This is a genomic window from Pseudomonadota bacterium, assembly GCA_039028155.1.
Lineage (GTDB): Bacteria > Pseudomonadota > Alphaproteobacteria > SP197 > SP197 > JANQGO01.
Map to the genome: position 1 here is coordinate 1 of JBCCIS010000025.1, position 22,306 is coordinate 22,306.

23 protein-coding genes are annotated in these 22,306 nt (G+C 63.6%); 17 read left to right on the forward strand and 6 right to left on the reverse strand.

Annotated features, from left to right (window positions below; genetic code table 11):
- A partial coding sequence (locus tag AAF563_14175; GenBank protein MEM7122427.1) for an alpha/beta hydrolase occupies positions 1-272 on the forward strand: 272 nt, incomplete at its 5' end.
- Between the two features lie 33 nt (positions 273-305).
- Positions 306-788: an SRPBCC domain-containing protein gene (locus tag AAF563_14180; GenBank protein ID MEM7122428.1), complete on the forward strand. Its 483-nt coding sequence runs from the start codon at positions 306-308 to the stop codon at positions 786-788.
- Positions 789-855: 67 nt separating this feature from the next.
- Here the strand turns inward: AAF563_14180 and AAF563_14185 are convergent, their stop codons facing one another.
- Complete coding sequence (locus AAF563_14185) at positions 856-1,959, reverse strand: FAD-dependent oxidoreductase (GenBank protein MEM7122429.1); 1,104 nt, start codon at positions 1,957-1,959, stop codon at positions 856-858.
- A 309-nt stretch (positions 1,960-2,268) separates the two neighbouring features.
- Between AAF563_14185 and AAF563_14190 the strand changes: the two genes are divergently transcribed.
- Both AAF563_14190 and AAF563_14195 read left to right on the forward strand, forming a co-directional pair.
- The gene (locus tag AAF563_14190) at positions 2,269-2,757 is read left to right on the forward strand and encodes a thioesterase family protein (GenBank protein MEM7122430.1); all 489 of its coding nucleotides are present in this window, start codon (positions 2,269-2,271) and stop codon (positions 2,755-2,757) included.
- Positions 2,758-2,902: 145 nt separating this feature from the next.
- The gene (locus tag AAF563_14195; protein MEM7122431.1) at positions 2,903-3,634 is read left to right on the forward strand and encodes a peptidase; all 732 of its coding nucleotides are present in this window, start codon (positions 2,903-2,905) and stop codon (positions 3,632-3,634) included.
- Between the two features lie 10 nt (positions 3,635-3,644).
- Here AAF563_14195 and AAF563_14200 read toward each other — a convergent pair whose 3' ends face one another.
- Entirely contained in the window at positions 3,645-4,592 is a 948-nt protein-coding gene (locus AAF563_14200; protein ID MEM7122432.1) for a phytanoyl-CoA dioxygenase family protein, read from the reverse strand.
- A gap of 71 nt (positions 4,593-4,663) precedes the next feature.
- Here AAF563_14200 and AAF563_14205 point away from each other — a divergent pair, with 71 nt between their 5' ends.
- From AAF563_14205 to glcF, 9 genes are all read left to right on the forward strand, one after another.
- The gene (locus AAF563_14205) at positions 4,664-5,860 is read left to right on the forward strand and encodes a CinA family nicotinamide mononucleotide deamidase-related protein (protein ID MEM7122433.1); all 1,197 of its coding nucleotides are present in this window, start codon (positions 4,664-4,666) and stop codon (positions 5,858-5,860) included.
- A 78-nt stretch (positions 5,861-5,938) separates the two neighbouring features.
- Positions 5,939-7,378, forward strand: coding sequence for an amidase (locus AAF563_14210; GenBank protein MEM7122434.1), 1,440 nt, complete (start codon positions 5,939-5,941; stop codon positions 7,376-7,378).
- Positions 7,375-8,631: an FAD-dependent oxidoreductase gene (locus tag AAF563_14215; GenBank protein ID MEM7122435.1), complete on the forward strand. Its 1,257-nt coding sequence runs from the start codon at positions 7,375-7,377 to the stop codon at positions 8,629-8,631. The genes AAF563_14210 and AAF563_14215 overlap by 4 nt, the downstream gene beginning before the upstream one ends.
- A gap of 3 nt (positions 8,632-8,634) precedes the next feature.
- Positions 8,635-9,654, forward strand: coding sequence for an NAD(P)-dependent oxidoreductase (locus tag AAF563_14220; GenBank protein MEM7122436.1), 1,020 nt, complete (start codon positions 8,635-8,637; stop codon positions 9,652-9,654).
- 334 nt (positions 9,655-9,988) lie between these two features.
- Positions 9,989-10,486 carry a GreA/GreB family elongation factor gene (locus AAF563_14225; GenBank protein ID MEM7122437.1) on the forward strand — a complete coding sequence of 166 codons (498 nt, stop codon included), beginning with the start codon at positions 9,989-9,991 and terminating at the stop codon, positions 10,484-10,486.
- Positions 10,487-10,592: 106 nt separating this feature from the next.
- A complete protein-coding gene (ykgO, locus tag AAF563_14230; GenBank protein ID MEM7122438.1) occupies positions 10,593-10,718 on the forward strand; it encodes a type B 50S ribosomal protein L36 in 126 nt (41 codons plus the stop codon).
- A 147-nt stretch (positions 10,719-10,865) separates the two neighbouring features.
- Positions 10,866-12,353 carry an FAD-linked oxidase C-terminal domain-containing protein gene (locus tag AAF563_14235; protein MEM7122439.1) on the forward strand — a complete coding sequence of 496 codons (1,488 nt, stop codon included), beginning with the start codon at positions 10,866-10,868 and terminating at the stop codon, positions 12,351-12,353.
- 15 nt (positions 12,354-12,368) lie between these two features.
- Positions 12,369-13,583: a glycolate oxidase subunit GlcE gene (glcE, locus tag AAF563_14240; GenBank protein MEM7122440.1), complete on the forward strand. Its 1,215-nt coding sequence runs from the start codon at positions 12,369-12,371 to the stop codon at positions 13,581-13,583.
- A gap of 6 nt (positions 13,584-13,589) precedes the next feature.
- Positions 13,590-14,876: a glycolate oxidase subunit GlcF gene (gene glcF / locus AAF563_14245; GenBank protein MEM7122441.1), complete on the forward strand. Its 1,287-nt coding sequence runs from the start codon at positions 13,590-13,592 to the stop codon at positions 14,874-14,876.
- Positions 14,877-15,117: 241 nt separating this feature from the next.
- On the opposite strand, the gene AAF563_14250 is transcribed toward glcF, so the two are convergent.
- Positions 15,118-15,417, reverse strand: coding sequence for a hypothetical protein (locus AAF563_14250; GenBank protein MEM7122442.1), 300 nt, complete (start codon positions 15,415-15,417; stop codon positions 15,118-15,120).
- A gap of 378 nt (positions 15,418-15,795) precedes the next feature.
- On the opposite strand from AAF563_14250, the gene AAF563_14255 reads away from it, so the two are divergent.
- Entirely contained in the window at positions 15,796-16,356 is a 561-nt protein-coding gene (locus AAF563_14255) for a tetratricopeptide repeat protein (protein MEM7122443.1), read from the forward strand.
- Between the two features lie 20 nt (positions 16,357-16,376).
- Here the strand turns inward: AAF563_14255 and pyk are convergent, their stop codons facing one another.
- Together pyk and AAF563_14265 are read right to left on the reverse strand one after the other, a co-directional pair.
- Positions 16,377-17,780, reverse strand: a complete 1,404-nt coding sequence (pyk, locus tag AAF563_14260) for a pyruvate kinase (GenBank protein MEM7122444.1) — start codon at positions 17,778-17,780, stop codon at positions 16,377-16,379.
- An 11-nt stretch (positions 17,781-17,791) separates the two neighbouring features.
- On the reverse strand, positions 17,792-19,084 hold the full coding sequence (locus AAF563_14265; GenBank protein ID MEM7122445.1) for a glycerate kinase: 1,293 nt from the start codon (positions 19,082-19,084) through the stop codon (positions 17,792-17,794).
- 115 nt (positions 19,085-19,199) lie between these two features.
- Between AAF563_14265 and AAF563_14270 the strand changes: the two genes are divergently transcribed.
- The 3 genes from AAF563_14270 to AAF563_14280 are packed head-to-tail and all read left to right on the forward strand — an operon-like array spanning position 19,200 to position 21,559.
- A complete protein-coding gene (locus AAF563_14270; GenBank protein MEM7122446.1) occupies positions 19,200-20,027 on the forward strand; it encodes an N-formylglutamate amidohydrolase in 828 nt (275 codons plus the stop codon).
- 5 nt (positions 20,028-20,032) lie between these two features.
- On the forward strand, positions 20,033-21,169 hold the full coding sequence (locus tag AAF563_14275; protein MEM7122447.1) for a carboxylate-amine ligase: 1,137 nt from the start codon (positions 20,033-20,035) through the stop codon (positions 21,167-21,169).
- Positions 21,170-21,229: 60 nt separating this feature from the next.
- Positions 21,230-21,559, forward strand: a complete 330-nt coding sequence (locus AAF563_14280) for a DUF1244 domain-containing protein (protein MEM7122448.1) — start codon at positions 21,230-21,232, stop codon at positions 21,557-21,559.
- Between the two features lie 13 nt (positions 21,560-21,572).
- On the opposite strand, the gene AAF563_14285 is transcribed toward AAF563_14280, so the two are convergent.
- The gene (locus AAF563_14285; GenBank protein ID MEM7122449.1) at positions 21,573-22,301 is read right to left on the reverse strand and encodes an SDR family NAD(P)-dependent oxidoreductase; all 729 of its coding nucleotides are present in this window, start codon (positions 22,299-22,301) and stop codon (positions 21,573-21,575) included.
- Positions 22,302-22,306: the final 5 nt, after the last annotated feature.

Consider the following 22,306-nt stretch of genomic DNA (forward strand, 5'->3'; position numbering starts at 1 on the left):
CCGGCGCGAAGTTGACGACGAGCCGGCTCGGCTTCGATCTCAAAGACAGGTCCTTTCTTCCCGACGCCGCAAAGATCGTCGTGCCGACGCTGCTGGTCCAGAACAAGAAGGATCCATGGACCAACCTGGACATGGTCCAGGCCTACTTTGACGAACTGACCGTGGAAAAAGAGATGCGCTGGCTGGAGATCGAAAAGAACCGCTTTGCCGCCTACGATTTCATCGGCAGGCAGCCCGCTGATATCCTGTCCTGGTTCGACAAGCATGTGTAGGCGATGATGCGCTGGTCTATCGTGAAATGGGGCGTGCCGGCCCTGCTTGTCATCATCGTGGCCGTGGCGGTGTTTACCGAAAAGACCTTTCATGTCGAAAAGGTCATTGCGGCGCCGCCGGACGCGATCTGGGCCGTCTTGGTGGACACCAGCCGATATCCGGACTGGAACCCCGTCTTCGTCGCTGTTGCCGGTGACTATGCCGAGGGCGAGACGCTCACCAACACGGTCCGTTTTCCGGATGGTTCGCGTGTCGACATGGCGGCAACCATCGAGACGCTGATCGAGCACAAGGAAATCCGGCAGACAGGCGGTGTTCCGGGTCTCCTGACATTCGACCATCAGTGGCTTCTGGAGCCGGTCGACGGCGGCACAAGGGTCGTCCAGCATGAAGTGGACCGCGGACTGTGGCTTTGGTTCTGGGACTCAGAGTGGATCGAGCCGTCATACGCCGATGTTCTCGACGCGCTCGCCGAACGGGTTCGGGCTCGTGACTTGCCAACCGACACAAACTAAGAGCCGACGTTAAGTCGCCTTGTTCAGCGGCACCGTCTTGCGATCGTCCCCGGCACGTCGCGATGATCTAGCCGGCGAGCCGCGCGGCGATGGTCTCTACGGAGTCTTTCCCCGTTATCGCATCGGCCATGTCCTGGCCGGTCAACGCGCCGAACTTGAAACCATGACCGGAACAGGCCGAGACAACCAAGACACGATCGATCTGTTCGAGAAAGAACGTCGAACGGGGCGCGAGGGTCCAGTAGTTCGCCTGTGCCCAGAGGATGCGGAACCGGTCGGCACCCTTGAAGTGCCCGACATAGCCGTTCAGGAGGGCTTGCGCCTCGGCAGGGGTTACCGTCCGGTTACTGTCGTCAGGGTCTGTCGAGCCCAGAGCGCCATTCCCGAGCTTCATGGGCAGGCCCTCGATGGCGGGCATGCCCCACAGAATGGTGTCGCCGCCGAGGTCGGCCCAGCAGGGTGCGTTGGTCCACGCCTGTTGGATGTCGGCCGGCGGTTCGACGTAAGCGATGATGCTGCGCACCGGCGCGAGAGGGACAGAGACGTCTGGAACCAGTTTGGCGGTCTCGACACCGGCGCACACGAGAACCCTATCGGCTTCCAGGATTTCACCTGACGCGAGCGTCACGCGACCAGCGAATACATCGACAGAGGCGACGGGAGAGTGTTCGCGCACCGCTGTGCCGTTTTCGCGTAGCCACTCAACCAGATCGATCATGACTCGATCTGCTCTGAGAGCGCCGCCGTCAGACATAACGGCATAGGCAATGCCATCGACTTCCACAAACGGAAAACGTTTGGCGATCTCGCCGGGGTCGTCGATCCGCTCAAAGGGCAAGCCCAAACGTTCCATGGTCTCGCGGGAGAGATCCGTATAGTCGCCGGGCTCACGGCAGACGGCGAGTGTGCCCGTATCCGCGAAGTAGCGCTCGGACGGCTGGCGCAGGTCGCGCCACATCGCATGCCATGCGGCATACGCGTCGCCCATGCGCGCGCAGTACCCTGCATCTTCGCCATAAAGAGACCGGATGAGCCGATGATGATCGCTGGAGGAGGCCAGGTGATAGGGGATCGCGCCGCGTTCGACCAGTGTCACGTCGACCTGGCGTTTGCGGAGCGCGTAAGCCGCCGACAAACCAACAATGCCCGCACCGACAACGATCGTGTGCATTGATGTCAGCCCTCCCCATACACACCGCGACACGGATGATGGACATCTTCGTGTGCTCGCGGGCTTTCGGTTTCAAACGTGGTCTCCTTGAAGCCAAGAAAGACATCAAGGAGAGAGAAAGTGTCATGTGGTGACACAAGGCTAACAAAGTGCGTGTGTTGTCGAAACCAGAAAGACCACTAGGTGCCTGCTAAGCCATCCCTTCGGCCGCCTTTCGGCGATGCATGAAGCCGGTTGCAGTCGACACACCATCTGGCGCATGGTCACCGGCGCGTCTAATCCATCACCGACATTGTTGAGGAATTTCGTATGAGTGTACCGGCACCCTTCGCCGAGTTCTGCGCCACCGTTCAACCGGACTGGGTCGATCACAACGGGCACATGGGGATCCGTTCATACACCCATGTTTTCGACCAGGCCGTGACAGCGTTCTATCAGTATCTCGGTTTGACGAGGGAGGCGCTGAAGGTGCGGGGCCACACGATCTTCGCGTTGCAGGAGACGTCGTGGTTCCGCCGTGAGGTGATGCTGGGCGATCCCCTGCTGGTGACATCGCAACTGGTCGACTGCGACCACAATAAACTCGTCACCTTTCATCACATGCACCAGACACGCGATGACTACGTGGCCGCGCTTTATGAGATAATCGAGATTCAGATCGACATGGAACAACGCAGATCGGCTGTATTCCCCGACGCGACGCGCCAGCACATGGAAACGGTGCACGCGGCCCACGAGAAACTGGGCCGCCCACCGGAATCGGGCCAGGGAGTCGGTATCAAGCGAAAGCCCGGTTAGAGCGGATCATGGTTAAGTGGGGGCGCCGCGCGCTTCCACTTAACCATGTGAATCCGCTCTTCATCTATGAGTAGAGCAGATTCACATGCCTCGGCTCCCTCGCGAAGCGATGCCATCAAAGCAGGAACTACTCTAGAATGCCGTTATGACGTACTGTGTGGGCATCCTTCTTGATGACGGTCTGGTTTTGGCGGCCGATTCCAGAACCAATGCCGGCGTTGACCAGATTGCGCTTGCCCGCAAGCTGACATTCTTCCATCGCGAAGGCGACCGCGTGCTCGGTCTGATGTCGTCAGGCAATCTGGCGACGACACAGGCCGTCGTGACGATGCTGCAGCAGGAGTGTGACGATTGCGAAGGACCGACCATGATGTCGGTCAAGACGCTGTTCGATGCCGCGCAACTGGTGGGTGACACGCTGAGGAAGGTTCTGGCGCGCGACGCCAGCTATGTCCAACCCTATGGCGACCCAAACGCCAGTTTCATTCTAGGCGGGCAGATCGCCGGTGAGTCCCACCGGCTGTTCGAGATCTACGCCGCCGGAAACTTTGTCGAGGCGAGCGACGATACGCCGTTTCTGCAGATCGGTGAGACGAAGTACGGCAAACCGATCCTGGTGCGCATGATCCGCCACGACACCAATCTGGTGGATGCCTGCAAGTGTGCCGTGCTGTCGATGGACGCGACGATCCGCAGCAACCTCTCGGTCGCGCCGCCGATCGATCTTCTGTGCTATCGCAAGGACACGCTGATGCCTGAGACCTATCGGCGTATCGAGGCCGACGACGCCTATCTGATCAGCTTGCGGGAGGGCTACAGCACCGGTCTCGGCGAGCTCTTCCACGACTTGCCGCAACCACCATGGCTAACGTCATAGCAGAGCGGATCTAGGTGTTGTTGGGCCGCTTCGTTGCGGCGTCGGCCATCTCGCCAACACGATCGGGCGTCGCAACGGCCGCCATATCACCCCAGCGAAGCCATTCGATTTTGTCGGCCGCTGCGTCGAGTTCCGCGTTGGTGCGCTCGGCGACGCCGTCGCGATCGCCTTCCAGAAGCCGATGCGGATTGTCACCGTCGACAAAACCCAAATAGGGGCCGCCGAAGTCATAGCCGATCAGCCGTTGCAGTCGCTCCGGGTAGTCTCTCGCGACCTCCGGCGGGTTGGCGAGATACTGGTTTTCTTCCTGGCGCAACCAGCCCAAGGAATACTGCAGCGCCATGCCGGTGCGCGTGCTGTTGCCCCTGTTGGGACCGCCACCGTGATAGAGGCCACCGGTGTAGATCAGGGCCGAGCCGGCCGGCATTTCGGCGCTGACTACTTCGTCGGTGAAGGGTACGCGATCGTGCTCCCACATGTGGCTGCCCGGCGCGATCTGTGTGCCGCCATTCTCCGCGGTAAAGTCGGAAAGCGCCCACATGACGGGCATGACCATCGGCGGGTGTGGATGGAGCAGGGGATAGAGCACGCCGTCGCGGTGCAGGGTCTGCCCCTCGGCACCCGGTTCCAGGTGCATGACGCCCGAAAAGTTAAGCTGATAGCGGGCGCAATGGGGCAGCAGCAGACTGTCGCACAGCGCCATGACTGTCGGATGGATGACCATCTCTTGCGCCGCCTTCGAACGGCGAAACAGGCTGCCGAGCCGTTTGGTGCGCAGGCCTAGAAACTCGGTGCTGCCGAAGGGTGCGGCCTCGATCTGCGGGGCCAGCTCGGCAAGCGCGCGCGTGGTCAGGTCCGGCGCCAGATCCTCGATAACGATATAGCCGTGTTCCAGAAGCGCCTCGGCCATGGCATCGTGGGCCAGGTCCGGCGCTACGACGTTCAGGTTGCCTGCCATGCTGGGTCTCCATCGTCGTCGGGTCGATGGTTCAGTATATCTCCGTTCTTCTGTTCTGCGAGGTAGCTTCTATGCGTTGTGAGGTCGTTGCCATCGGCACTGAGCTGCTGTTGGGCCAAATTGTCGACAGCAACTCGTCGTGGATCGGCGAGCAACTCGCTTTGGCCGGCATCGATTGCCACTTCCAGGTCAAGGTCGGAGACAATCCCGAGCGTATCGCATTCTGCCTTCGCCAGGCGCTTGATCGCGCCGATGCGGTCATTTGCTGCGGCGGCCTGGGCCCGACGCAAGACGACATCACCCGAGACGTCATCGCCGACGTCATGGGTGTCGCGCTCATGCGTGACGAGGCGATCGTGGATAAGATCCGCGCGATGTTCGAGGCGCGTGGCCGGGTGATGACGGACAACAACAAACGCCAGGCTGATGTGCCGGAAGGCGCGTCCGTGATCGCCGAGATGCCGGGCACCGCCCCGGGCCTGGTCTGTCCGGTGGGCGACAAGGTGATCTACGCGGTCCCGGGCGTTCCCTATGAAATGCATGAGATGATGGAGGGCACCATCCTGCCCGACCTCAGACGACGCAGCGGCGAGACCGCGGTGATCCGCAGCCGCATTCTGAAGACATGGGGCATGAGCGAATCCGGTCTGGCCGAAACGCTGGAGCCCCATCTCGACAAGCTCGACGAGACTGGCCACGCGACCATCGCCTTTCAGGCAAGCGGTATCGAAGGGCTCAAGGTCCGGCTGACTGTCAAGGCGGCTGACGAGGCCGCGGCCGATGCCGTCTTGTCAGCCGAGGAAGCGTTAGTCAGGGAGGCGCTGGGCGACATTATCTTCGCGGTAGACGACGAGACGATGGAGTCGGTCGTGCTGCAGAGGCTGCGTCGTCGCGGCGAAACGCTCGCACTTCACGAAAGCCTGACAGGCGGCTTGATGGCAACCCGCATGACAGCGGTCGACCCGAAACTTGCGGTCTTCGCCGGATCACTTGCCAAGGGCGTGCAGGACCATGTGGCGCAGGAGGATGATGCGATTGCCATGGCGGAGGAGGCCCGCGCGCATTTTGGTGCGGCCTATGGCCTTGCCGCCGTGACGCCCAGCCATCACGACGACTTCGCGCCCGGCACCGTGTTCGCGGCGATCGCCTCGTCTGCGGGCGGCTGGGCGACGACCGTCGCGCTGCCCGGCGACCGGCGCCGCCTGCGCAACTACGCGGTCATCAGCGCGTTGGAATTCCTGCGCAAGAGCCTCGCCAGAGACACCTGAACCGATACCTTCCCAAGACGTCGCTGGTGATGTGACAATGGTGGTGTTCGTGTTGCTCTTACTCCTTGGAAGCCCTTCATGAATCTCGGTGAGTATGCGTCCTATGACGCCATGGGGTTGGCCGATCTGGTCCGCCGCGGCGAAATCACGCCGGCGGAACTGGAGGCCCTCGCCCGCCAGGCGATCGATGCGGTCAACCCCGAGATCAACGCGGTAATCGGCGACGTGCCGAGCGCGTTGGCTGCCGCGGAAACCGGGACCGAGGCGTCGTTTCACGGTGTCCCGTTTCTGCTCAAGGACCTTGGTCACGGGTATCAGGGCGTTGCCTGCGACATGGGTAGTCGCATGGGCGAGGGATTTGTGACGCCGCGTGAAAGCGAACTGGCGCGCCGATTTCGTGCCAGCGGCGTCGTCGCGGTCGGACGCACCAACACGCCGGAGTTCGGCCTGAGCGGCACCACCGAGCCGCTTCTGCATGGCCCGAGCCGAAACCCATGGGACCTCAGTGTTTCGTCGGGCGGGTCGAGCGGCGGCGCCTCAGCGGCGATTGCGGCAGGCATCGTGCCCATGGCCCATGGCAGCGATGCCGGCGGTTCGATCCGCATTCCCGCCGGTTGGACGGGACTGGTCGGACTCAAGCCGTCGCGAGGTTTGGTGCCGAAGGGGCCTGACGCCAGCGACGCGACCGTGTGGCTTTCCATGCATTTCGTCCTGTCGCGCTCGGTGCGCGATTCCGCCGCCATGCTGGATGCCATGGCCGGTCCCGGACCCGGTGATTATGTCGCCGTTAACCGCCCCGATCCCGGCTATTTGGAGATGATGAAGCGTCCGCCCCAGGGTCTTCGCATCGCTCTTTGCCGGCAACTGCCCGGTGACATGGTCACCGCACCTGAGTGCATCGCGGCGGTCGAGGCGACCGCGCGCCTTTGTGAGGAGCTCGGCCATCATGTCGAGGAAGCGGTACCCGACATCGACGTTCTGACAACCCATCGTATCGGTTACGAGCTCTTCTTGTCGCGCGTGGCCGCGCTGATAAGCGGCCTCGAAAGCTCGATGGGCCGCAAGCCCGGGCCGGACGTTCTGGAAGCCATGACACTGGCCGCCATCGAGGCCGGCAACGACATGACCATGGAGCGCCTTTTCAACGCCCTGAAGGAGATGGAGGCGATGACGGTCACGCTGGATCGTTTCATGGCCGACTACGACATCCTGCTGATGCCCGCCGTAACCGGCGCGCCGTTCGAAATCGGTTATGCCAACCCCGATCGCGAGCGACCCTATGGTCCGGCCTATTGGCAGGACGAGATGCCATACTTTGCGATCAGTCCCATGCACAACATCACTGGCCTGCCTGCACTGGCCATCCCGTCCATCTGGCACGAGGACAGGCTGCCGCTTGGCAGTCAGCTTGGCGGAGCGAAAAACGCCGATGGCCTGTTGTTCGCCCTCGCCGCGCAGATCGAAGAGGCGTCGTCGTGGCAGGGTCGTACACCACCGGTTCACGTGAGCCGCGCATGACCGAGAATTCGGACGTCACCATCATCGGCGCCGGCATTGTCGGTGTTTGCGCCGGTCTCTTCCTGCAGCGCGACGGGCTGACAGTCACCATCGTCGACCGAGTCGAGCCCGGCATGTCATGCTCGTTTGGTAACGCCGGCATGATCTGCACAACGGATTCGGCGATACCCTTGCCATCGTTCGGTGTCCTGCGCGACCTCCCGCACATGCTGTTCGATAGCAGCAGTCCGCTCATCATTCGCTGGCGTTACCTGCCGCGTCTGGCGCCGTGGCTCTTCCACTTCATGCGTGCGGCGCCCCATGACCGCCGCATGGCTGGCGCCCGTGCGCTCTATGACCTGTTGGATGGTACGACCGCCGCCTATGACGAGCTGGCGGCCAACAGTCCGGTCACGTCGCTGATACGGCGCAACGGCATGCTGTTGGTCTATGAAACCGATGAGGGTTTTGCTGGTGATGCCAAGGTGCGCGGCATCCTGACAAGTATGGGCGCGACACTTGAGGAATTGGGCGCCGACGAACTGCGTCAGATGGAGCCGGTGCTGACCCCGAAGCTGAAGCACGCGACCTATCTGCCGCAGAGCTACAGCACTGTGAACCCCTATAAGCTGACGCGCGGTCTGGCCGACGACTTTGTCGCCAATGGCGGCACGATCGTTCAGGCCGAGGTCACCGGCCTGCAGCACGGCAACGGCAAGGTGACGGCGTTGGAAACCGACCAGGACGACATCGCCGTCAATCGGCTTGTCGTCGCCGCGGGCGCCTGGTCGGCGCGGGTCGCCAAGATGATGGGCCTGAAGGTCTTGCTGGATACCGAGCGCGGCTATCACACGGTGTTCCATGGCATCGACACCGGTCTGACGCGGCCGGTGCTGCACGGCGAGCGTCATTGCGGCATCAACCAGATGGACGACGGCATCCGCTTTGCCGGGACGGTCGAGCTGGCGAGCGTCGACGCGCCGGAAAACCTGGCGCGCGCCGACAACGTCTATCAGCTTGGTCGCACCGTCTTTCGCGACCTCGACCCGTCGGCGGCGACGGAAACGACGCGCTGGATGGGCTGCCGTCCGACCATGCCGGACTATCTGCCGGCGCTGGGCGCGGCGTCGGGTTTCAACAACGTCTGGTTCGACTTTGGGCACCAGCACCTGGGGCTCACTATGGCGGCGCGCAGCGGCCAGATCGTCGCCGATCTGATCGCCGGCCGCGATCCCGGCCTTGATCTCACACCGTTCCGCGCCGACCGGTTCTAGGGCATGGCGAAACCGCGGCTTCTCCTGGTGACCGAGCGCAGCGCCTATCACCAGGAACAGACGGCCAAGGTCGTGCCCGAAGGCGTCGATCTCGTCGTGCTGCGTTCGCCCTCGGACGACGAATTGAAAGCGGCACTGGTGGACGCGACCTATATGGTGAGTGAACGGGTAGGGCGTATCGACGGCGCGCTGTTGGATGCCGCTCCACACCTGAAGCTCATCCTGCGGCTCGGTTCCCTGTCCCACGATATCGATTTGGCGGCGGCGAAAGCGCGAGGGGTGATCGTCTGCCAGCGCTTTCAGGAAGGCACTGTCGCGGTGGCGGAGTTCACGTTGCTGCAAGTCCTCGCCCTGCTGCACCGCCTGCCGGCGGTCCAGGCGATCGCCGAAGCGGCCGGCGATGACTGGGCAGAGCGGCGCCGGACCGACGAAGACACGTTCGCCTTCAACTGGTCGAAACGGCGCGACCACCGAACCCTCGACGGCATGACAATCGGCATCCTGGGCATGGGCGAGATTGGCGCGGTGCTGGCGGCGCGATTGCTGCCGTGGGATGTGACACTGCTTTACGCCCGGCGGCGTCGGCTGCCTGACGCCGTCGAAGCGGAGCTGCACATTGGCTATCGCGACGACGAGACTTTGTTGGCGGAAAGCGACGTCGTCGTTTGTCTGTTGCCCTATAACGATCAGACGGTCGGCTTCCTGGATGGCCGCCGACTGGCGTCGATGAAGCAGGGAGCCTATCTGGTCAGCGCTGGCAGTGGCGGCGTCATTGAAGAGGCGGCGCTGGCGGACGTGATCGCGAGCGGGCATCTGGCGGGCGCGGCGATTGATACCTTCGCGGTTGAGCCGATCGAGGCTGGCAATCCGCTGGTCACCCTGGCGCGCGACGGCGCCAACGTCATTCTGACGCCCCATGTTGCCGGCGGCGCGCCGGAAGATCCGTGGGCGGACTACCGGTTGATGTTCACGGCGCTCGAGGATCACCTGCGCGGCGATCCACCTGCGGGCCGAATCGCTTAGAGCAGATCCCACTTGGGCTGAATCGCTTGGCGATCCAAACCAAGTGGGTGAATCCGCTCTAACTATGAGACGCAGAGCGAATTCACGCGTCCATATGGAACCGTAGACCGGTTCCGTATGGACGCGATCCGCTCTAGAGGTCAGCCTTTCTGCGCCAAAATTGGGCGGGAGCGCACCACCTACGAGAGCCCCTAATGGCCCTTGGCCACGGGCGGCACCGACGCCATATAATAATCGGTACTGCGCGGGTGCCGTGGGCGGCGGCGGCCGCGCTAACTGTGATAAGTTCCTGAAAAACCGGCGCTTTCTGGCGCCGGATTGTGGGAGATGTTCGATGAGCAGAGCCTTTGTCAGGGAGCCGGACGGCGACGCGGTCGCCGACGATCTGCCGGAATTGCCGCAGGAGCCGATTCCCAACCGCGTCACGCCCCAGGGTTTGAAGGATCTGGAGGCGCGTCAGGCCAAGCTTGAGAAGGAACGCGAGAAACTCGCAGGTTCCGAGGACATCGTCGAAAAAAGCCAGCTCGCCCACGTCGAGCGGGATCTCCGCTATATCGAGGGTCGGCTCTACTATGCCGAGTTGATCGAACCCGCCGATCAACCCGCTGACAAGGTCGCGTTTGGCGCGGCTGTGCAGGTTGCCGGCGAGGATGGCAAAAAGCACACGTACTCTATCGTCGGCGAGGACGAGGCGGATTTCGACGCCGGCAAGGTCAGCTGGGTCTCGCCGCTGGCGCGCGCGCTGGATGGCGCCGGCGTCGGTGATATCGTCACGTGGAAGCGCCCGGCCGGGGATCTGGACCTGGAGGTCCTGGCGATTTCCTATTCGTGAATCGTCTCCCGCCGCCCGTTGACGCGGCGGAGCCGGATCAGTATGGTCCGCGCCTTGAATTTCGGAACGAAGCGGCGCGCCCGCTGGCAGCGCTGGAGGAAAGACCATGAAAGTTGTCAATTCGATCAAGTCGATGAAGACACGCCACCAGAAGTGCCGGGTGATCCGGCGCAAGGGCCGCGTCTACGTCATCAACAAGCAAAATCCCCGCTTCAAGGCCCGCCAGGGCTGATCAGGAGCCGCTTTCGGGCGGCTTATTGAGGAGTTTTCGCGCCGGGCCCTGCCCGGCGTTGCTGTTTCTGGCATCCGTATGCGTTGACGTGACAGTTCGGGCAGGCAATCTAGGCCGCCTGGACCACCGTATGACGTAGGCAAGACGATGTTGATGCCCGAACCCGATCAGAACGTATTGGCCGGGCGCGCGACCTTTGTCGCGGCGCTCACCAATCTCTTGCCCGGCGAAAAGGTCGTCGCCGACGAAGCCGGCCTGCGCGCCTTCGAATGCGATGGCCTGTCGGCCTATCGCACCCTGCCGCTGGCCGTCGTGTTGCCGGAAACCACGGACGAAGTCTCTGAGGTCCTGAAACTTTGTGCCGAGCACAAGGTGAAGGTTGTGCCACGTGGTTCCGGCACCGGTCTCTCCGGCGGCGCGCTGCCGCTCGAAGACGGCATCATCCTGGCGCTCGGCAAGTTCAATCGCATTCTTGAGATCGACTATCCCAACCGGGCGGTGGTCGTACAACCGGGCGTGACCAATCTGGCGATCTCGCAGGCCGTGGACGCGGCTGGTTTCTACTACGCGCCCGACCCGTCGAGCCAGATCGCCTGCTCTATCGGCGGCAATGTGGCCGAGAACTCCGGCGGCGTGCACTGCCTGAAGTATGGCGTCACCACCAACAACCTGTTGGGTCTCGAGGTCGTCTTGATGAATGGCGATGTCGTGCGCATAGGCGGCAAACACTTTGATGCCGACGGCTACGACATGCTGGGCATCATGACGGGATCGGAAGGTCTGTTGGGCGTCATCACCGAGGTGACCGTGCGCATCCTGCCCAAGCCACCGACCGCGACGGCGCTGCTGCTGGGTTTCGGCGCGATGACCGATGCCGGGCGTTGTGTCGCAGACATCATCGCGGCGGGCATTATTCCGGCGGGCCTCGAGCTGATGGATCGCGCCTGCGTGCAAGCCACTGAGGATTTCTGCAAGGCGGGCTATCCGTTGGATGCCGAGGGACTGCTTATCTGCGAACTCGACGGACCGGCAGCGGAGGTCGACGAGTTGACGGCCCGCGTCGGCGAGATCGCCAGGGCTTGCAACGCCACCACGATCCGTCAGAGCACCTCGGAAGACGAACGCCAGCGCTTCTGGCTTGGCCGCAAGTCGGCGTTCCCCGCTGTCGGCAAGCTGTCGCCCGACTACTTCTGCATGGACGGAACGATCCCGCGCGGCCGCCTGGCCGAGGTTTTGGAGCGCATGGGCCAGCTGTCGGATGAGTTCGGCCTGGGTGTCGTCAACGTCTTTCACGCCGGCGACGGCAACCTGCATCCCCTCATCATGTACGACGCCGGCAAGGAGGGCGACCTGGAGCGCGCCGAGGAACTGGGTGCGGCCATCCTGACCTTGTGTGTCGAGGTTGGTGGCGTGTTGTCGGGCGAGCACGGGATCGGTGTCGAGAAGCGCGACCTGATGGGCACCATGTTCGACGAAACCGACCTGAAGCAGCAGCAGCGGGTGAAGTGCGCCTTCGATCCCGACGGTCTCTTGAACCCCGGCAAGGTCTTCCCGACCCTGCACCGCTGCGCCGAGCTCGGCCGCATGCATGTGCATCATGGCGAGCTGCCGTTTCCCGATCTTCCGCGGTTCTGATGAACGTGTCTGCTGATGGCTGAGATCGTCCGGCCGCGCGATGCACAGGGCGTCGCCGACGCGCTCGCCTGGGCGGCGGCCGAAGGCGAACCGATGGAAGTGGTCGGCGCCGGCACGAAACGCGGCCTCGGGCATGGTATCGCCGCGCCGCGCGTGCTCGATCTGACGGGCCTTTCCGGCATAACCGATTACGAGCCCGAAGAACTGGTGCTGACCGCCGCGGCGCAGACCCCGATCGCCGAGATCGAAGCGATGCTGCGCCAGAAGAACCAGCAGCTTTCCTTCGAGCCGCCGGATTTTGGCCCGCTCTTGGGCGCGCCCGCGGAACACGCGACCCTGGGCGGTGTCATCGCGGCCAATCTGTCGGGACCGCGCCGCATTAAGGCCGGCGCCGCGCGCGACAACTTTCTGGGGCTCCAGGCGGTAACGGGCAGGGGCGAGGCGGTCAAGGCCGGTGGCCGCGTCGTCAAGAACGTCACCGGCTACGACGTGATGAAACTTCTGGCTGGTTCCTACGGCACGCTCGCGGTTCTGACCGAGATCTCCGTCAAGGTGCTGCCCGCGGCCGAGAAGACACGCACGGTTCTGGTCGCTGGCCTTGATGCGCCGACCGCTGTCGATGTTCTCGGCGCTACCCTTTCCAGTCCCCACGATGTATCCGCAGCAGCCTTCCTGCCGGCGGCACATGCCCAGCGCTCATCCGTTTCCTACGTCTCCGGCTCCGGTGCATCGGTGACCGCCATAAGGCTTGAAGGACCGCCCGCGTCGACGGCCACGCGTATGGCGGCAATCAAGGATATGGTCGCGGACCACGGTGCGATCGAGGAGCTGCACGGCATGAACTCCGGCACCTTGTGGCGCGAGATCCGCGACGCCGCACGCTTGTTGGGCGGCGACATGGTTTGGCGCCTCTCGGTGCCGCCGGCCGGCGGCGGCTCACTGTTTGATACGATGACGCGAGATGGGCGCTTGTCCGGATTCCTCGATTGGGGCGGTGGCTTGATCTGGCTGGTGGGTGCGGCCGACCGCGACATGGCACTCGCGATCCGGTCGGCGGCGAACGAAGCGGGCGGCCACGCGACCCTGATGGTCGCTCCGGACGCGCTGAAGGCCGAGATCCCGGTGTTTCATCCACAGCCAGCCGAGCGTTTCCGTTTGACGCGGCGGATCAAGGAAGGGTTCGACCCGCGCGCGGTCTTGAATCCCGGCCGCATGTATCCGGGGGTCTGACGGGCGATGGAAACACGCTTCGATCTTGTCAGGCTCGCCGACCCGCACGTCAAGGAGGCCGAACGCATCTTGCGTACGTGCGTGCACTGCGGTTTCTGCCTGGCGACCTGCCCGACCTATTTGTTGCTGGGCGACGAGCGCGATAGCCCGCGCGGCCGAATCTACATGATCAAGGACATGCTGGAGAAAGACCGTCCAGCCGACGCATCGACCGTGCGTCATGTCGACCGCTGCCTGTCGTGTCTCTCCTGCATGACGACGTGCCCGTCGGGCGTCAACTACATGCACCTGGTCGACCACGCGCGCCTGCACATTCAGGAGACCTATCAACGCCCCGTCAGTGAAAAGGCACTGCGCCGATTGCTCGCGTGGCTCTTGCCCCATCCCGGACGATTCCGTCTCGCCCTTGTCGGCGCGGTGTTGGCGCGCCCGTTCGCCGCGCTCATGCCGCCAAAGGTGCGTCATCTGTTGGCCATGGCGCCGCGCCGGCTGGCCGAGCCGTCGGCCTATGACCGGCCCGCGGTTCATCCTGCCCAGGGCGAGCGCCGGAAACGCGTCGTGCTGTTGTCTGGTTGCGCGCAACAGGTCCTGACGCCGGCGATCAACGCGGCGACGATCCGCTTGCTGACCCGGCTTGGCTGCGAGGTTATCGTCGCGCGTAAGTCCGGGTGCTGTGGCGCGCTTGTCCATCACATGGGGCGCGAGGGCGATGCTCAGGCGGCGGCCCGGCGCAACATCGAAGCGTGGGACGCCACTGGACCGGTCGATGCCGTCATCGCCAATGCGTCGGGCTGCGGCACACAGTTGAAGGAGTACGGCTTTTTGTTGCGCGACGACCCCGAGTGGGCCGATCGCGCCGCCGCGTTTTCTGAGAAGGCGCGCGACGTCAGCGAGGTCCTCGCCGAACTCGATCTGCCGCCGACACGGCTGTCGGGCCTGCCGGTGCTCGCCTATCACAGCGCGTGCTCCCTGCAGCACGGTCAGCAGATCCCATCGCTGCCTGGCGACCTTCTGAAGCGCGCGGGGTTCGAGGTGCGCGATGTGCCGGAGGGCCATATCTGCTGCGGTTCGGCCGGGACCTACAACCTCGTTCAGCCGGAGCTCTCGGCGCGGCTGCGCGAGCGCAAGGTCGGCAACATCCGTCAAACCGGCGCCCAGGTCGTCGCCGCCGGCAATGTCGGCTGTATCGTCCAGATCGCCGGCGGCCTCGACAAACCGGTCGTGCATCCCGTCGAGCTGCTCGACTGGGCCCAGGGCGGACCGAAGCCGCCGGCCTTGTCAGACGCCCGCTAAATCTCTATCTCCAAGCCGTTCCGGCTCAACTCTCGTATCGATGGAGGTGCGACATGAAACGTCCGACAAAGCGGGCGAGCCGCCGGAATGCCGCCGCCAAGGCCTTGGCCAAGGGGCGCTACCGGCAACGGATCGTCAGAAACCGCAAGATCTACACGCGCAAAGGCCGCCGTCCCCAGGACAGCGGCCTTTCTTCTTTGATAACTATGCCGACGACGCGAGAGATGCCGGATAAGCGCGCCTATTTGTTGGCGCTCTTCAGCCACTCAAATGCGAGCTGCATACCGTAGAGTTCCGAGACCTCGACAAAGTAGTCGAGATCACCCTGCAGATCGCGCGCCGTCATGCCGCAGTCGAGCATCTTCTGAATGACGATCAGGCCCACGGTGTTGGTCTGGGCTTCGGTTGGCTTATCGGCGAAGAACACGGGATACAACTGGTCGCGATCCCAATCGGTGGTGTTCTCGACCATGCAGGTAACGAGTTTGTCGGTATCGGCGGGGGACTGGGCAGCTGGCCCATCGATCCGCGCAAAGACCATCGCAGCCGCCATCGTAACGAGCAGAGCGCGACAGAGCCGTCCTGCCGGGTGCTTGGTATGGGACTTCATGATCCGTGACATCGTCCTGGTTCCTTTTCCACATGGTTGTGAACGACGAAGAAAATTCGCCTAAAGGTACCATGGACTTGCGACGGCTTGGCGGGTTCATGAGTCTATATCTACTCCGATGGTGCTAACCGGCGCGGGTGAGGGACATGAGTCCCATGGGTGACACGTCCAAGAGAAGGCGGCATGAGCATGTGCCGTTTTCGCGGTGTGGGGTGATGAGGTCATGTGAACGGAATATGATCCGAAACTTCACGCGGCTGTGTAGGCGCATTGCTTGGCAGACGAAAGCCGCAAGCTTAGATTCGCCGCATGACTTTTAGACGCCTTTGCTTCGCAGCACTTGCCGCCTGCGCCTTGATCCTACCGGTTCAGAGCATGGCGGCCCAGGACGATCCCCGGCTCGACGATCTCTTCACCCGCTTGCACGCGACCGGTGATCAGGCGGAGGCGCAAGTCATTCAGAGCTACATCTGGTCGATCTGGACCGAGGCCAACGACGATCAGCTCAATCGGCTGATGTACGAGGGCACCCGCGCCATGCAGGTCGGCGATCTGGATCTGGCGATCAAGATGTTCTCCGACGTCATCGACATCGCGCCCAAGTTTGCTGAAGCCTGGAACAAGCGCGCGACGGTTTACTACATGGTCGGGTCCTATGATGAATCGATCGCCGATTGCATGGCCGTGCTGGACCTGGAGCCGCGCCACTTCGGGGCGCTATCCGGTTTGGGCCTGATCTATACGGCGCGCGAGGAAGACGAGAAAGCGCTTGAGTGGTTCAAGGCGGCGCTGGATCAGAACCCGCATATGCCGTCGATACGCGACCAGGTCGACGTGCTCGAAGAAAAACTGCACGGCAAAGCGATCTGAAGAGCGCTGAACGCGCCGGTTCAGTCGACCCAGGCGATCCTGAGCGTATTCGTGGCGCCCGGCGTGCCGAAGGGAACGCCGGCGGTGATGACAATACGGTCGCCGGCCTCCGCGAAGCCGGCGTCCTTCGAAATCGAACAGGCGCGGTTCACCATGTCGACGAAGTCACGGGCGTCTTCCGTGCGTACGGAGTGAACACCCCAGGTCATGGTCAACCGCCGTGCCGAGGTAATCTTTGGCGTGATGCCGACAATTGGTACCTCGGGACGGACGCGCGCGGCGCGCAAGGTTGTCGCACCGCTGACCGAATAGGCGACGATCGCCGACGCGCCGATGGTGTGTACGACCTGGCGCGCGGCGGCCGATATGGCATCGGCGCTGGTCGCTTCGGCATCGGCGGCCATGGGATCGTAGAGCGGGTCGTTCTCAACCGTCGACATGATGCGGTCCATCATCGCGACCGCCTCGCTCGGATAATCGCCAACCGCGGTTTCGGCCGACAGCATCAGGCAGTCGGCGCCGTCATAGACGGCGGTCGCGACGTCTGAGGCTTCGGCCCTTGTCGGCGTCGGTGCGTCGACCATGGAATCGAGCATCTGGGTCGCCACCACGACCGGTTTGCCCGCCGCGCGGCACGCCCGAACGATGCGCTTTTGCAGGCCCGGCACTTCCTCCGGCGGCAGTTCGACACCCAAGTCACCGCGCGCCACCATCAAGCCGTCGGAGAGTGCAATGATGTCGTCCAGCCTGTCGATGGCCGACGGTTTTTCCAGCTTCGCCATGACCGCCGCGCGGCCGGCGACAAGCTCGCGCGCCTCGGCCATGTCTTCGGGCCGTTGCACAAACGACAGCGCGACCCAGTCGACGCCGAGGTCGAGACCGAACGCCAGGTCGTCACGGTCCTTCTCGGTCAGCGCGGCGATCGGCAATTGGACACCCGGCAGGTTGAGGCCTTTATGGTTGGAGAGTTCGTCGCCGGCGATGACCTCGGCGTTGGCATAGTCGGAGCCGCAATCAATAACCCTCAGGCTGACACGTCCGTCGTCGAGCAGCACGACGGTACCGGGTTTGAGCGCCTGAAACACTTCGGGGTGCGGCAGGCCGACACGGGCCTTGTCGCCGGGCGTTTCATCGAGGTCGAAGCGGATCTTGTCGCCTGTCTCGATGGCGATCGCGTCATCAACAAAGGTCGCGATCCGCAACTTGGGTCCCTGCAGGTCCAACAAAACACCAATCGGCCGGCCATAGACACCTTCGAGCTCGCGGATCGTATCGAAGTTCTCTTTATGTTTTTCCCGCTTGCCGTGGCTCATGTTGAGTCGGAAGACATCGGCGCCCGCCTCGAACAGCGCGGCGATGGCTTCCCGGCTAGAGGTGCCGGGGCCCAGGGTGGCGAGGATTTTAGCTTGGCGATTACGACGCATAGAACCCCATTCTAGGTTGTGTTGGGCGTATCGCCAATGGCGACCACAATGGCGCGGAAATCATTAACGTTGGTACGTGTCGGGCCTGTGACGATGGCGTCGTCAAGCGCGGCGAAGAACCCGCCGCTGTCGTCATGATCGAGCGCTTGGCGTGCATCGAGCCCGGCTTCCGCCGCGCGCGCCAAGGTATCCGGTCCGAAGACAGCGCCGGCGCCATTGGGCGAACCGTCGATGCCGTCCGTATCGGCCGCCAGACCATGGACGCCGGCCAGTCCTTGAAGCGCGGCGGCGAGCGCCAGGGCGAACACGCGGTTGCGCCCGCCTGAACCGCCATCGTGGCGCATGGTGACCGTGGTCTCGCCGCCGGAGAGGATGACGCAGGGCGGAGCGACCGGTTCGCCGTGCTGCACGATCTGGCGCACGATCGCGGCATGAACCAGCGCGACGTCGCGGGACTCTCCCTCGATGGTGTCACCCAGGATCAGAGTATTGAGACCGGCGGCACGAGCTTTTTCCGCGGCAGCCTGCAAGGAATCCTGTGGTGTTGCGATGACCGTGTAGTGGCTCTCTGCCAAGCGAGGATCGCCGGGCTTGGGTGTCTCGTCAGCGGCGTCCGCCAGTTGGCGAACGACTGAGGCCGGCGGTTCAATACCGTACTTTGCCAGGATCGCGCGCGCGTCATCGAAGCGGGTGGGATCGCCGACCGTAGGGCCTGACGCGATGGAGGAGGGGTCGTCGCCGGTGACGTCCGAGATCGCCAGCGATACCGTGCGCGCCGGGTAAGCGGCGGCGGCCAAACGTCCGCCCTTGATCGCCGAGAGATGTTTGCGCACGCAATTGATCTCATGGATCGTTGCGCCGGATTTCAGAAGCTGCGTATTGACCTCACGTTTGTCGTCCAGGCTGAGTCCCGGCGCCGGCAGAGCCATCAGCGACGAACCACCGCCTGAAATCAGACACAGCACGAGATCGTTTTCGCCCGCACCCGCAGCCAGCGCAAGGATGCGTCCGGCGGCGTCCTGTCCGGCCTGATCGGGCACGGGATGGGCCGCCTCGACAACCTCGATCCGTTCCGTCGCCATGCCGTGGCCGTAGGGGGTGATGACGAGGCCTTCCAGGGGGCCGGACCACTGGCGTTCGACTTCGGCCGCCATGGCGGCGGCCGCTTTGCCGGCGCCGACGACGATGGTGCGGCCCGACGGCGGGTCGGGCAGCCGCCCGGTCAGACAATGAGCGGGATCGGCCGCGTCGACCGCGGTCTGGAAGAGGTCGAGCAGCAATTGGCGGGGTTGGCCGAGGTCCATGGCGCGCGAAGCTGCCACAGGCGTGGGTGAGGTCAAAGGAAAAGCCTGCAGGTGGCAGGGAGATGGGGGCTGAAGCCCCTTGGCACGGCGCGGCCTGTGACTATAGTCGCCACCCATGAGCACAGTTATTCGCGACGGTTTCACCGACGCCGGGGAAGCCGGCGATCCGCTACTTGGCCCCGATGACCCGCCAGCCTATGAGATCCTGAATCCCAGGGGAAAGGCGCCGGTCGTCTTCCTGTGCGACCATGCCAGCAATCGTGTGCCCTTGGCACTCGATAACCTTGGGCTCAGCCAGGAACAGCTTGATGGCCATATTGGCTGGGATATCGGCGCGGCCGAAGTTACGCGCCGGCTGTCCGCGCATTTTGACGCGCCGGCAGTGATGGCCGGTTACTCGCGGCTGGTGATCGACTGCAACCGCCAGCTCGATGATTTCGAATCGATTCTGCCCGTCAGCGACGGCATCGACATCCCCGGTAACCAGAGCCTCACGGAGGCGGAGAGAGCGCTCAGGACGGAGGCCTGCTTTTGGCCTTATCATCAGGCTGCGGCAGCGGTGATCGAGGGGGTCGAGGCGCGCGGGGCGACGCCGCCGGTAATCATGATGCACAGCTTCACACCAGCGATGGGGCACGCGCCCCGCCCGTGGCATATCGGCATCCTGTGGGACCGCGACGACCGTATCTCCGCGCCCTTGATGCACTACCTGCACGCACGTGGCGATCTGGTGGTCGGCGACAACGAGCCCTACACGGCTGCCTCGCCCCACGGTTATTCCCTGCCGGTGCATGCCGCCGGCCAGGGCCGGCCGAACGTGCAGATCGAGCTGCGCCAGGATCTGGTCAGCGACAAGGCGGGCCTGGCGCGTTGGACCGAGATCATGATCGAGGGTTTCGAGCCTATACTGGCAGACCAGGATCTCTACCGCCGCCACGGATAGCCGCCATGAGCCCGCAACCGCCTAGCCTGACGATCGGTGTCGAAGAGGAGTATCTCTTGATCGACATCGAGACCGGCGATCTGGCGACCGACCCGCCGGAGGAACTGCTCGAGACCTGCGTGGCGGAACTTGGCGATTGCGTCAGCCATGAGTTTTTGCGCGCGCAGATCGAAGTCGGCACCAAGGTCTGTGGCTCCATGGAGGAGGTGCGCGAGGACCTCAAGCGGCTGCGCGGCGGCGTCGCCGATGTCGCCGCGCGCTTCGGCCTGGCGCCGATCGCCGCGTCGACACACCCCTATGCCGACTGGCAGAACCAGGTGCACACCCATGTCGATCGCTATGACGGCATGGTGCATGACCTGCAGGGCGTGATACAGCGCATGCTGATCTGTGGCATGCATGTGCACATCGGGGTCGAAGACGAGGATTTCCGCGTCGATGTGATCAATCAGGCGCGCTATTTCCTGCCGCACCTGTTGTGCCTGACCGCGTCGTCGCCGTTTTGGCAGGGCCGCGACATGGGGCTGAAGGTCTATCGCCTCGCCGTGTTCGATAGTCTGCCGCGCACCGGTTTGCCCGATCCAATTCCAAGCTGGGGCGAGTATCAGCGCATGATCGACCAGATGACTAGTGCCGGCCTCGTGCAGGACGGCACCAAGATCTGGTGGGACCTGCGCCCCAGCGCGCGCTACCCGACAGTCGAAATGAGAATCTGCGACACCTGTTCGTTGCTTGAAGACGCGATCGCGGTCGCGGCGCTGTTCCGCTGCATCGTCAGTCTGCTCTACCGGCTACGCGCCACCAACCAGCGCTGGCGCGAGTACTCGAACATGCTGATCCAGGAGAACCGCTGGCTGGCGCAACGTTATGGTGCCGAGGCCAAGCTGGTCGATTTCGGCAAGCGAAGCCTGGTGCCGTTGGCGGACCTGGTCGACGAACTGGCGGAGTTGGTCAGCGAGGACGCGGAGGCCTTGGACTGCATCGCCGAGATCGAACGCGCGCGCCAGATCACCCGCGAAGGCACCAGCGCCGACCGCCAACTCGCCTGTTTTGCCGCCAATGGCGGCTATGACGATCCCGACCGCGCGTTCCATGCCGTCGTGGACCAGCTGCGGGTGGAAACGCTTGCCGGTTGTGCTTGAGGCGCGCGGCGGCCGTGCCTACATGCTGGGATGACAACGCCAGTTTCCGAGGAGACGACCATGGATGAGAAGACACAAACCGAGATCGAGGCTGCCGTGTTCCGGCGCCTGCGCGATCATTTTCAGCGCCATCCGGAGGTGCAGAACATCGAGCTCATGAACCTCGCCGATTTCTGCCGCAACTGTCTGTCCAAGTGGTACCGCGCCGCCGCCGAGGAGCGCGGTGTGGAAATTGATTACGACCAGGCGCGCGAGGTCGTCTATGGCATGCCCTATGGCGACTACAAGGCGAAGTATCAGGAGAAAGCGTCCGAGGAGGCGATGGCGACGTTCCAGGAAGGCGAGAAACGCCGCGCCGCCGAAGCCGCCGCCCGCGGCGAGGAGTATTAGTGAACCGCGACGATCACCATTTTTCGATCGCGGGCCTCAGATCCAGTTCGTGGGTCCACGCGGTCGGATGCTGGCGGTGAAGCGCGTAGTACGTCTCCGCGATCGCATCCGTATCCAGGAAGGCATCGACGCCGCGGTCCTCGATCTCGTGGGCGTGGTGCGGGCCGTTGATCTCGCCGTCGATGTTGACCAGCGCCACGTGCACGCCACGCGGTCCCAACTCCCGCGCCATGCTTTGGGCGAGCGCGCGCAGGCCGAACTTGCCGACGGCGAAGCCGGCAAAGTTGGCTGAGCCTTTGTAGCAGGCGGTTGCGCCGGTGAAGATGATCGTGCCGCCGTTCTCGCGTTCGACCATGCGGCGCGCGGCTTCGCGCCCGATCAGGAACCCGCCCAGACAGGTGACCTCCCACTGTTCGGCGAGTTCGTCGGGATCGATCTCCAACACCGACTTCATCAGGAAACCGCTGGCGTTGTAGACGACGACATCGGGATCGCCGAGATCGTTCGTCACGCTGTCGAAGAGGTCGGTGACATCCTCGGCATTGGTCGCGTCGCAGCCATAACCGCGCACGGTGCTGCCGGCGACCTTGGCGACTTCGCCGGCCAGCCGTGTCGCGTTATCCTCGTTGCGCGACGCCAACGCCACGCCCATGTCGGCGGCGGCAAACCGCCGGCCCAGGCCGCCACCTAAACCGGCGCCCGCGCCGACGATCAACGCGACGCCGTTCGTTTCATCCGCCATCTAAA

Excerpts from the sequence above, each read along its gene's own strand:
- AAF563_14255 (MEM7122443.1), top strand. The coding sequence starts at position 15,796 with ATGACTTTTAGACGCCTTTGCTTCGCAGCACTTGCCGCCTGCGCCTTG.
- AAF563_14280 (MEM7122448.1), top strand. The coding sequence starts at position 21,230 with ATGGATGAGAAGACACAAACCGAGATCGAGGCTGCCGTGTTCCGGCGC.
- pyk (MEM7122444.1), bottom strand. The coding sequence starts at position 17,780 with ATGCGTCGTAATCGCCAAGCTAAAATCCTCGCCACCCTGGGCCCCGGC.
- AAF563_14185 (MEM7122429.1), bottom strand. The coding sequence starts at position 1,959 with ATGCACACGATCGTTGTCGGTGCGGGCATTGTTGGTTTGTCGGCGGCT.
- AAF563_14235 (MEM7122439.1), top strand. The coding sequence starts at position 10,866 with ATGTTGATGCCCGAACCCGATCAGAACGTATTGGCCGGGCGCGCGACC.
- AAF563_14275 (MEM7122447.1), top strand. The coding sequence starts at position 20,033 with ATGAGCCCGCAACCGCCTAGCCTGACGATCGGTGTCGAAGAGGAGTAT.
- AAF563_14205 (MEM7122433.1), top strand. The coding sequence starts at position 4,664 with ATGCGTTGTGAGGTCGTTGCCATCGGCACTGAGCTGCTGTTGGGCCAA.
- AAF563_14250 (MEM7122442.1), bottom strand. The coding sequence starts at position 15,417 with ATGGTCTTTGCGCGGATCGATGGGCCAGCTGCCCAGTCCCCCGCCGAT.
- ykgO (MEM7122438.1), top strand. The coding sequence starts at position 10,593 with ATGAAAGTTGTCAATTCGATCAAGTCGATGAAGACACGCCACCAGAAG.
- AAF563_14265 (MEM7122445.1), bottom strand. The coding sequence starts at position 19,084 with ATGGACCTCGGCCAACCCCGCCAATTGCTGCTCGACCTCTTCCAGACC.
- AAF563_14285 (MEM7122449.1), bottom strand. The coding sequence starts at position 22,301 with ATGGCGGATGAAACGAACGGCGTCGCGTTGATCGTCGGCGCGGGCGCC.
- AAF563_14190 (MEM7122430.1), top strand. The coding sequence starts at position 2,269 with ATGAGTGTACCGGCACCCTTCGCCGAGTTCTGCGCCACCGTTCAACCG.
- glcE (MEM7122440.1), top strand. The coding sequence starts at position 12,369 with ATGGCTGAGATCGTCCGGCCGCGCGATGCACAGGGCGTCGCCGACGCG.
- AAF563_14210 (MEM7122434.1), top strand. The coding sequence starts at position 5,939 with ATGAATCTCGGTGAGTATGCGTCCTATGACGCCATGGGGTTGGCCGAT.
- glcF (MEM7122441.1), top strand. The coding sequence starts at position 13,590 with ATGGAAACACGCTTCGATCTTGTCAGGCTCGCCGACCCGCACGTCAAG.
- AAF563_14215 (MEM7122435.1), top strand. The coding sequence starts at position 7,375 with ATGACCGAGAATTCGGACGTCACCATCATCGGCGCCGGCATTGTCGGT.
- AAF563_14225 (MEM7122437.1), top strand. The coding sequence starts at position 9,989 with ATGAGCAGAGCCTTTGTCAGGGAGCCGGACGGCGACGCGGTCGCCGAC.
- AAF563_14270 (MEM7122446.1), top strand. The coding sequence starts at position 19,200 with ATGAGCACAGTTATTCGCGACGGTTTCACCGACGCCGGGGAAGCCGGC.
- AAF563_14200 (MEM7122432.1), bottom strand. The coding sequence starts at position 4,592 with ATGGCAGGCAACCTGAACGTCGTAGCGCCGGACCTGGCCCACGATGCC.
- AAF563_14195 (MEM7122431.1), top strand. The coding sequence starts at position 2,903 with ATGACGTACTGTGTGGGCATCCTTCTTGATGACGGTCTGGTTTTGGCG.
- AAF563_14220 (MEM7122436.1), top strand. The coding sequence starts at position 8,635 with ATGGCGAAACCGCGGCTTCTCCTGGTGACCGAGCGCAGCGCCTATCAC.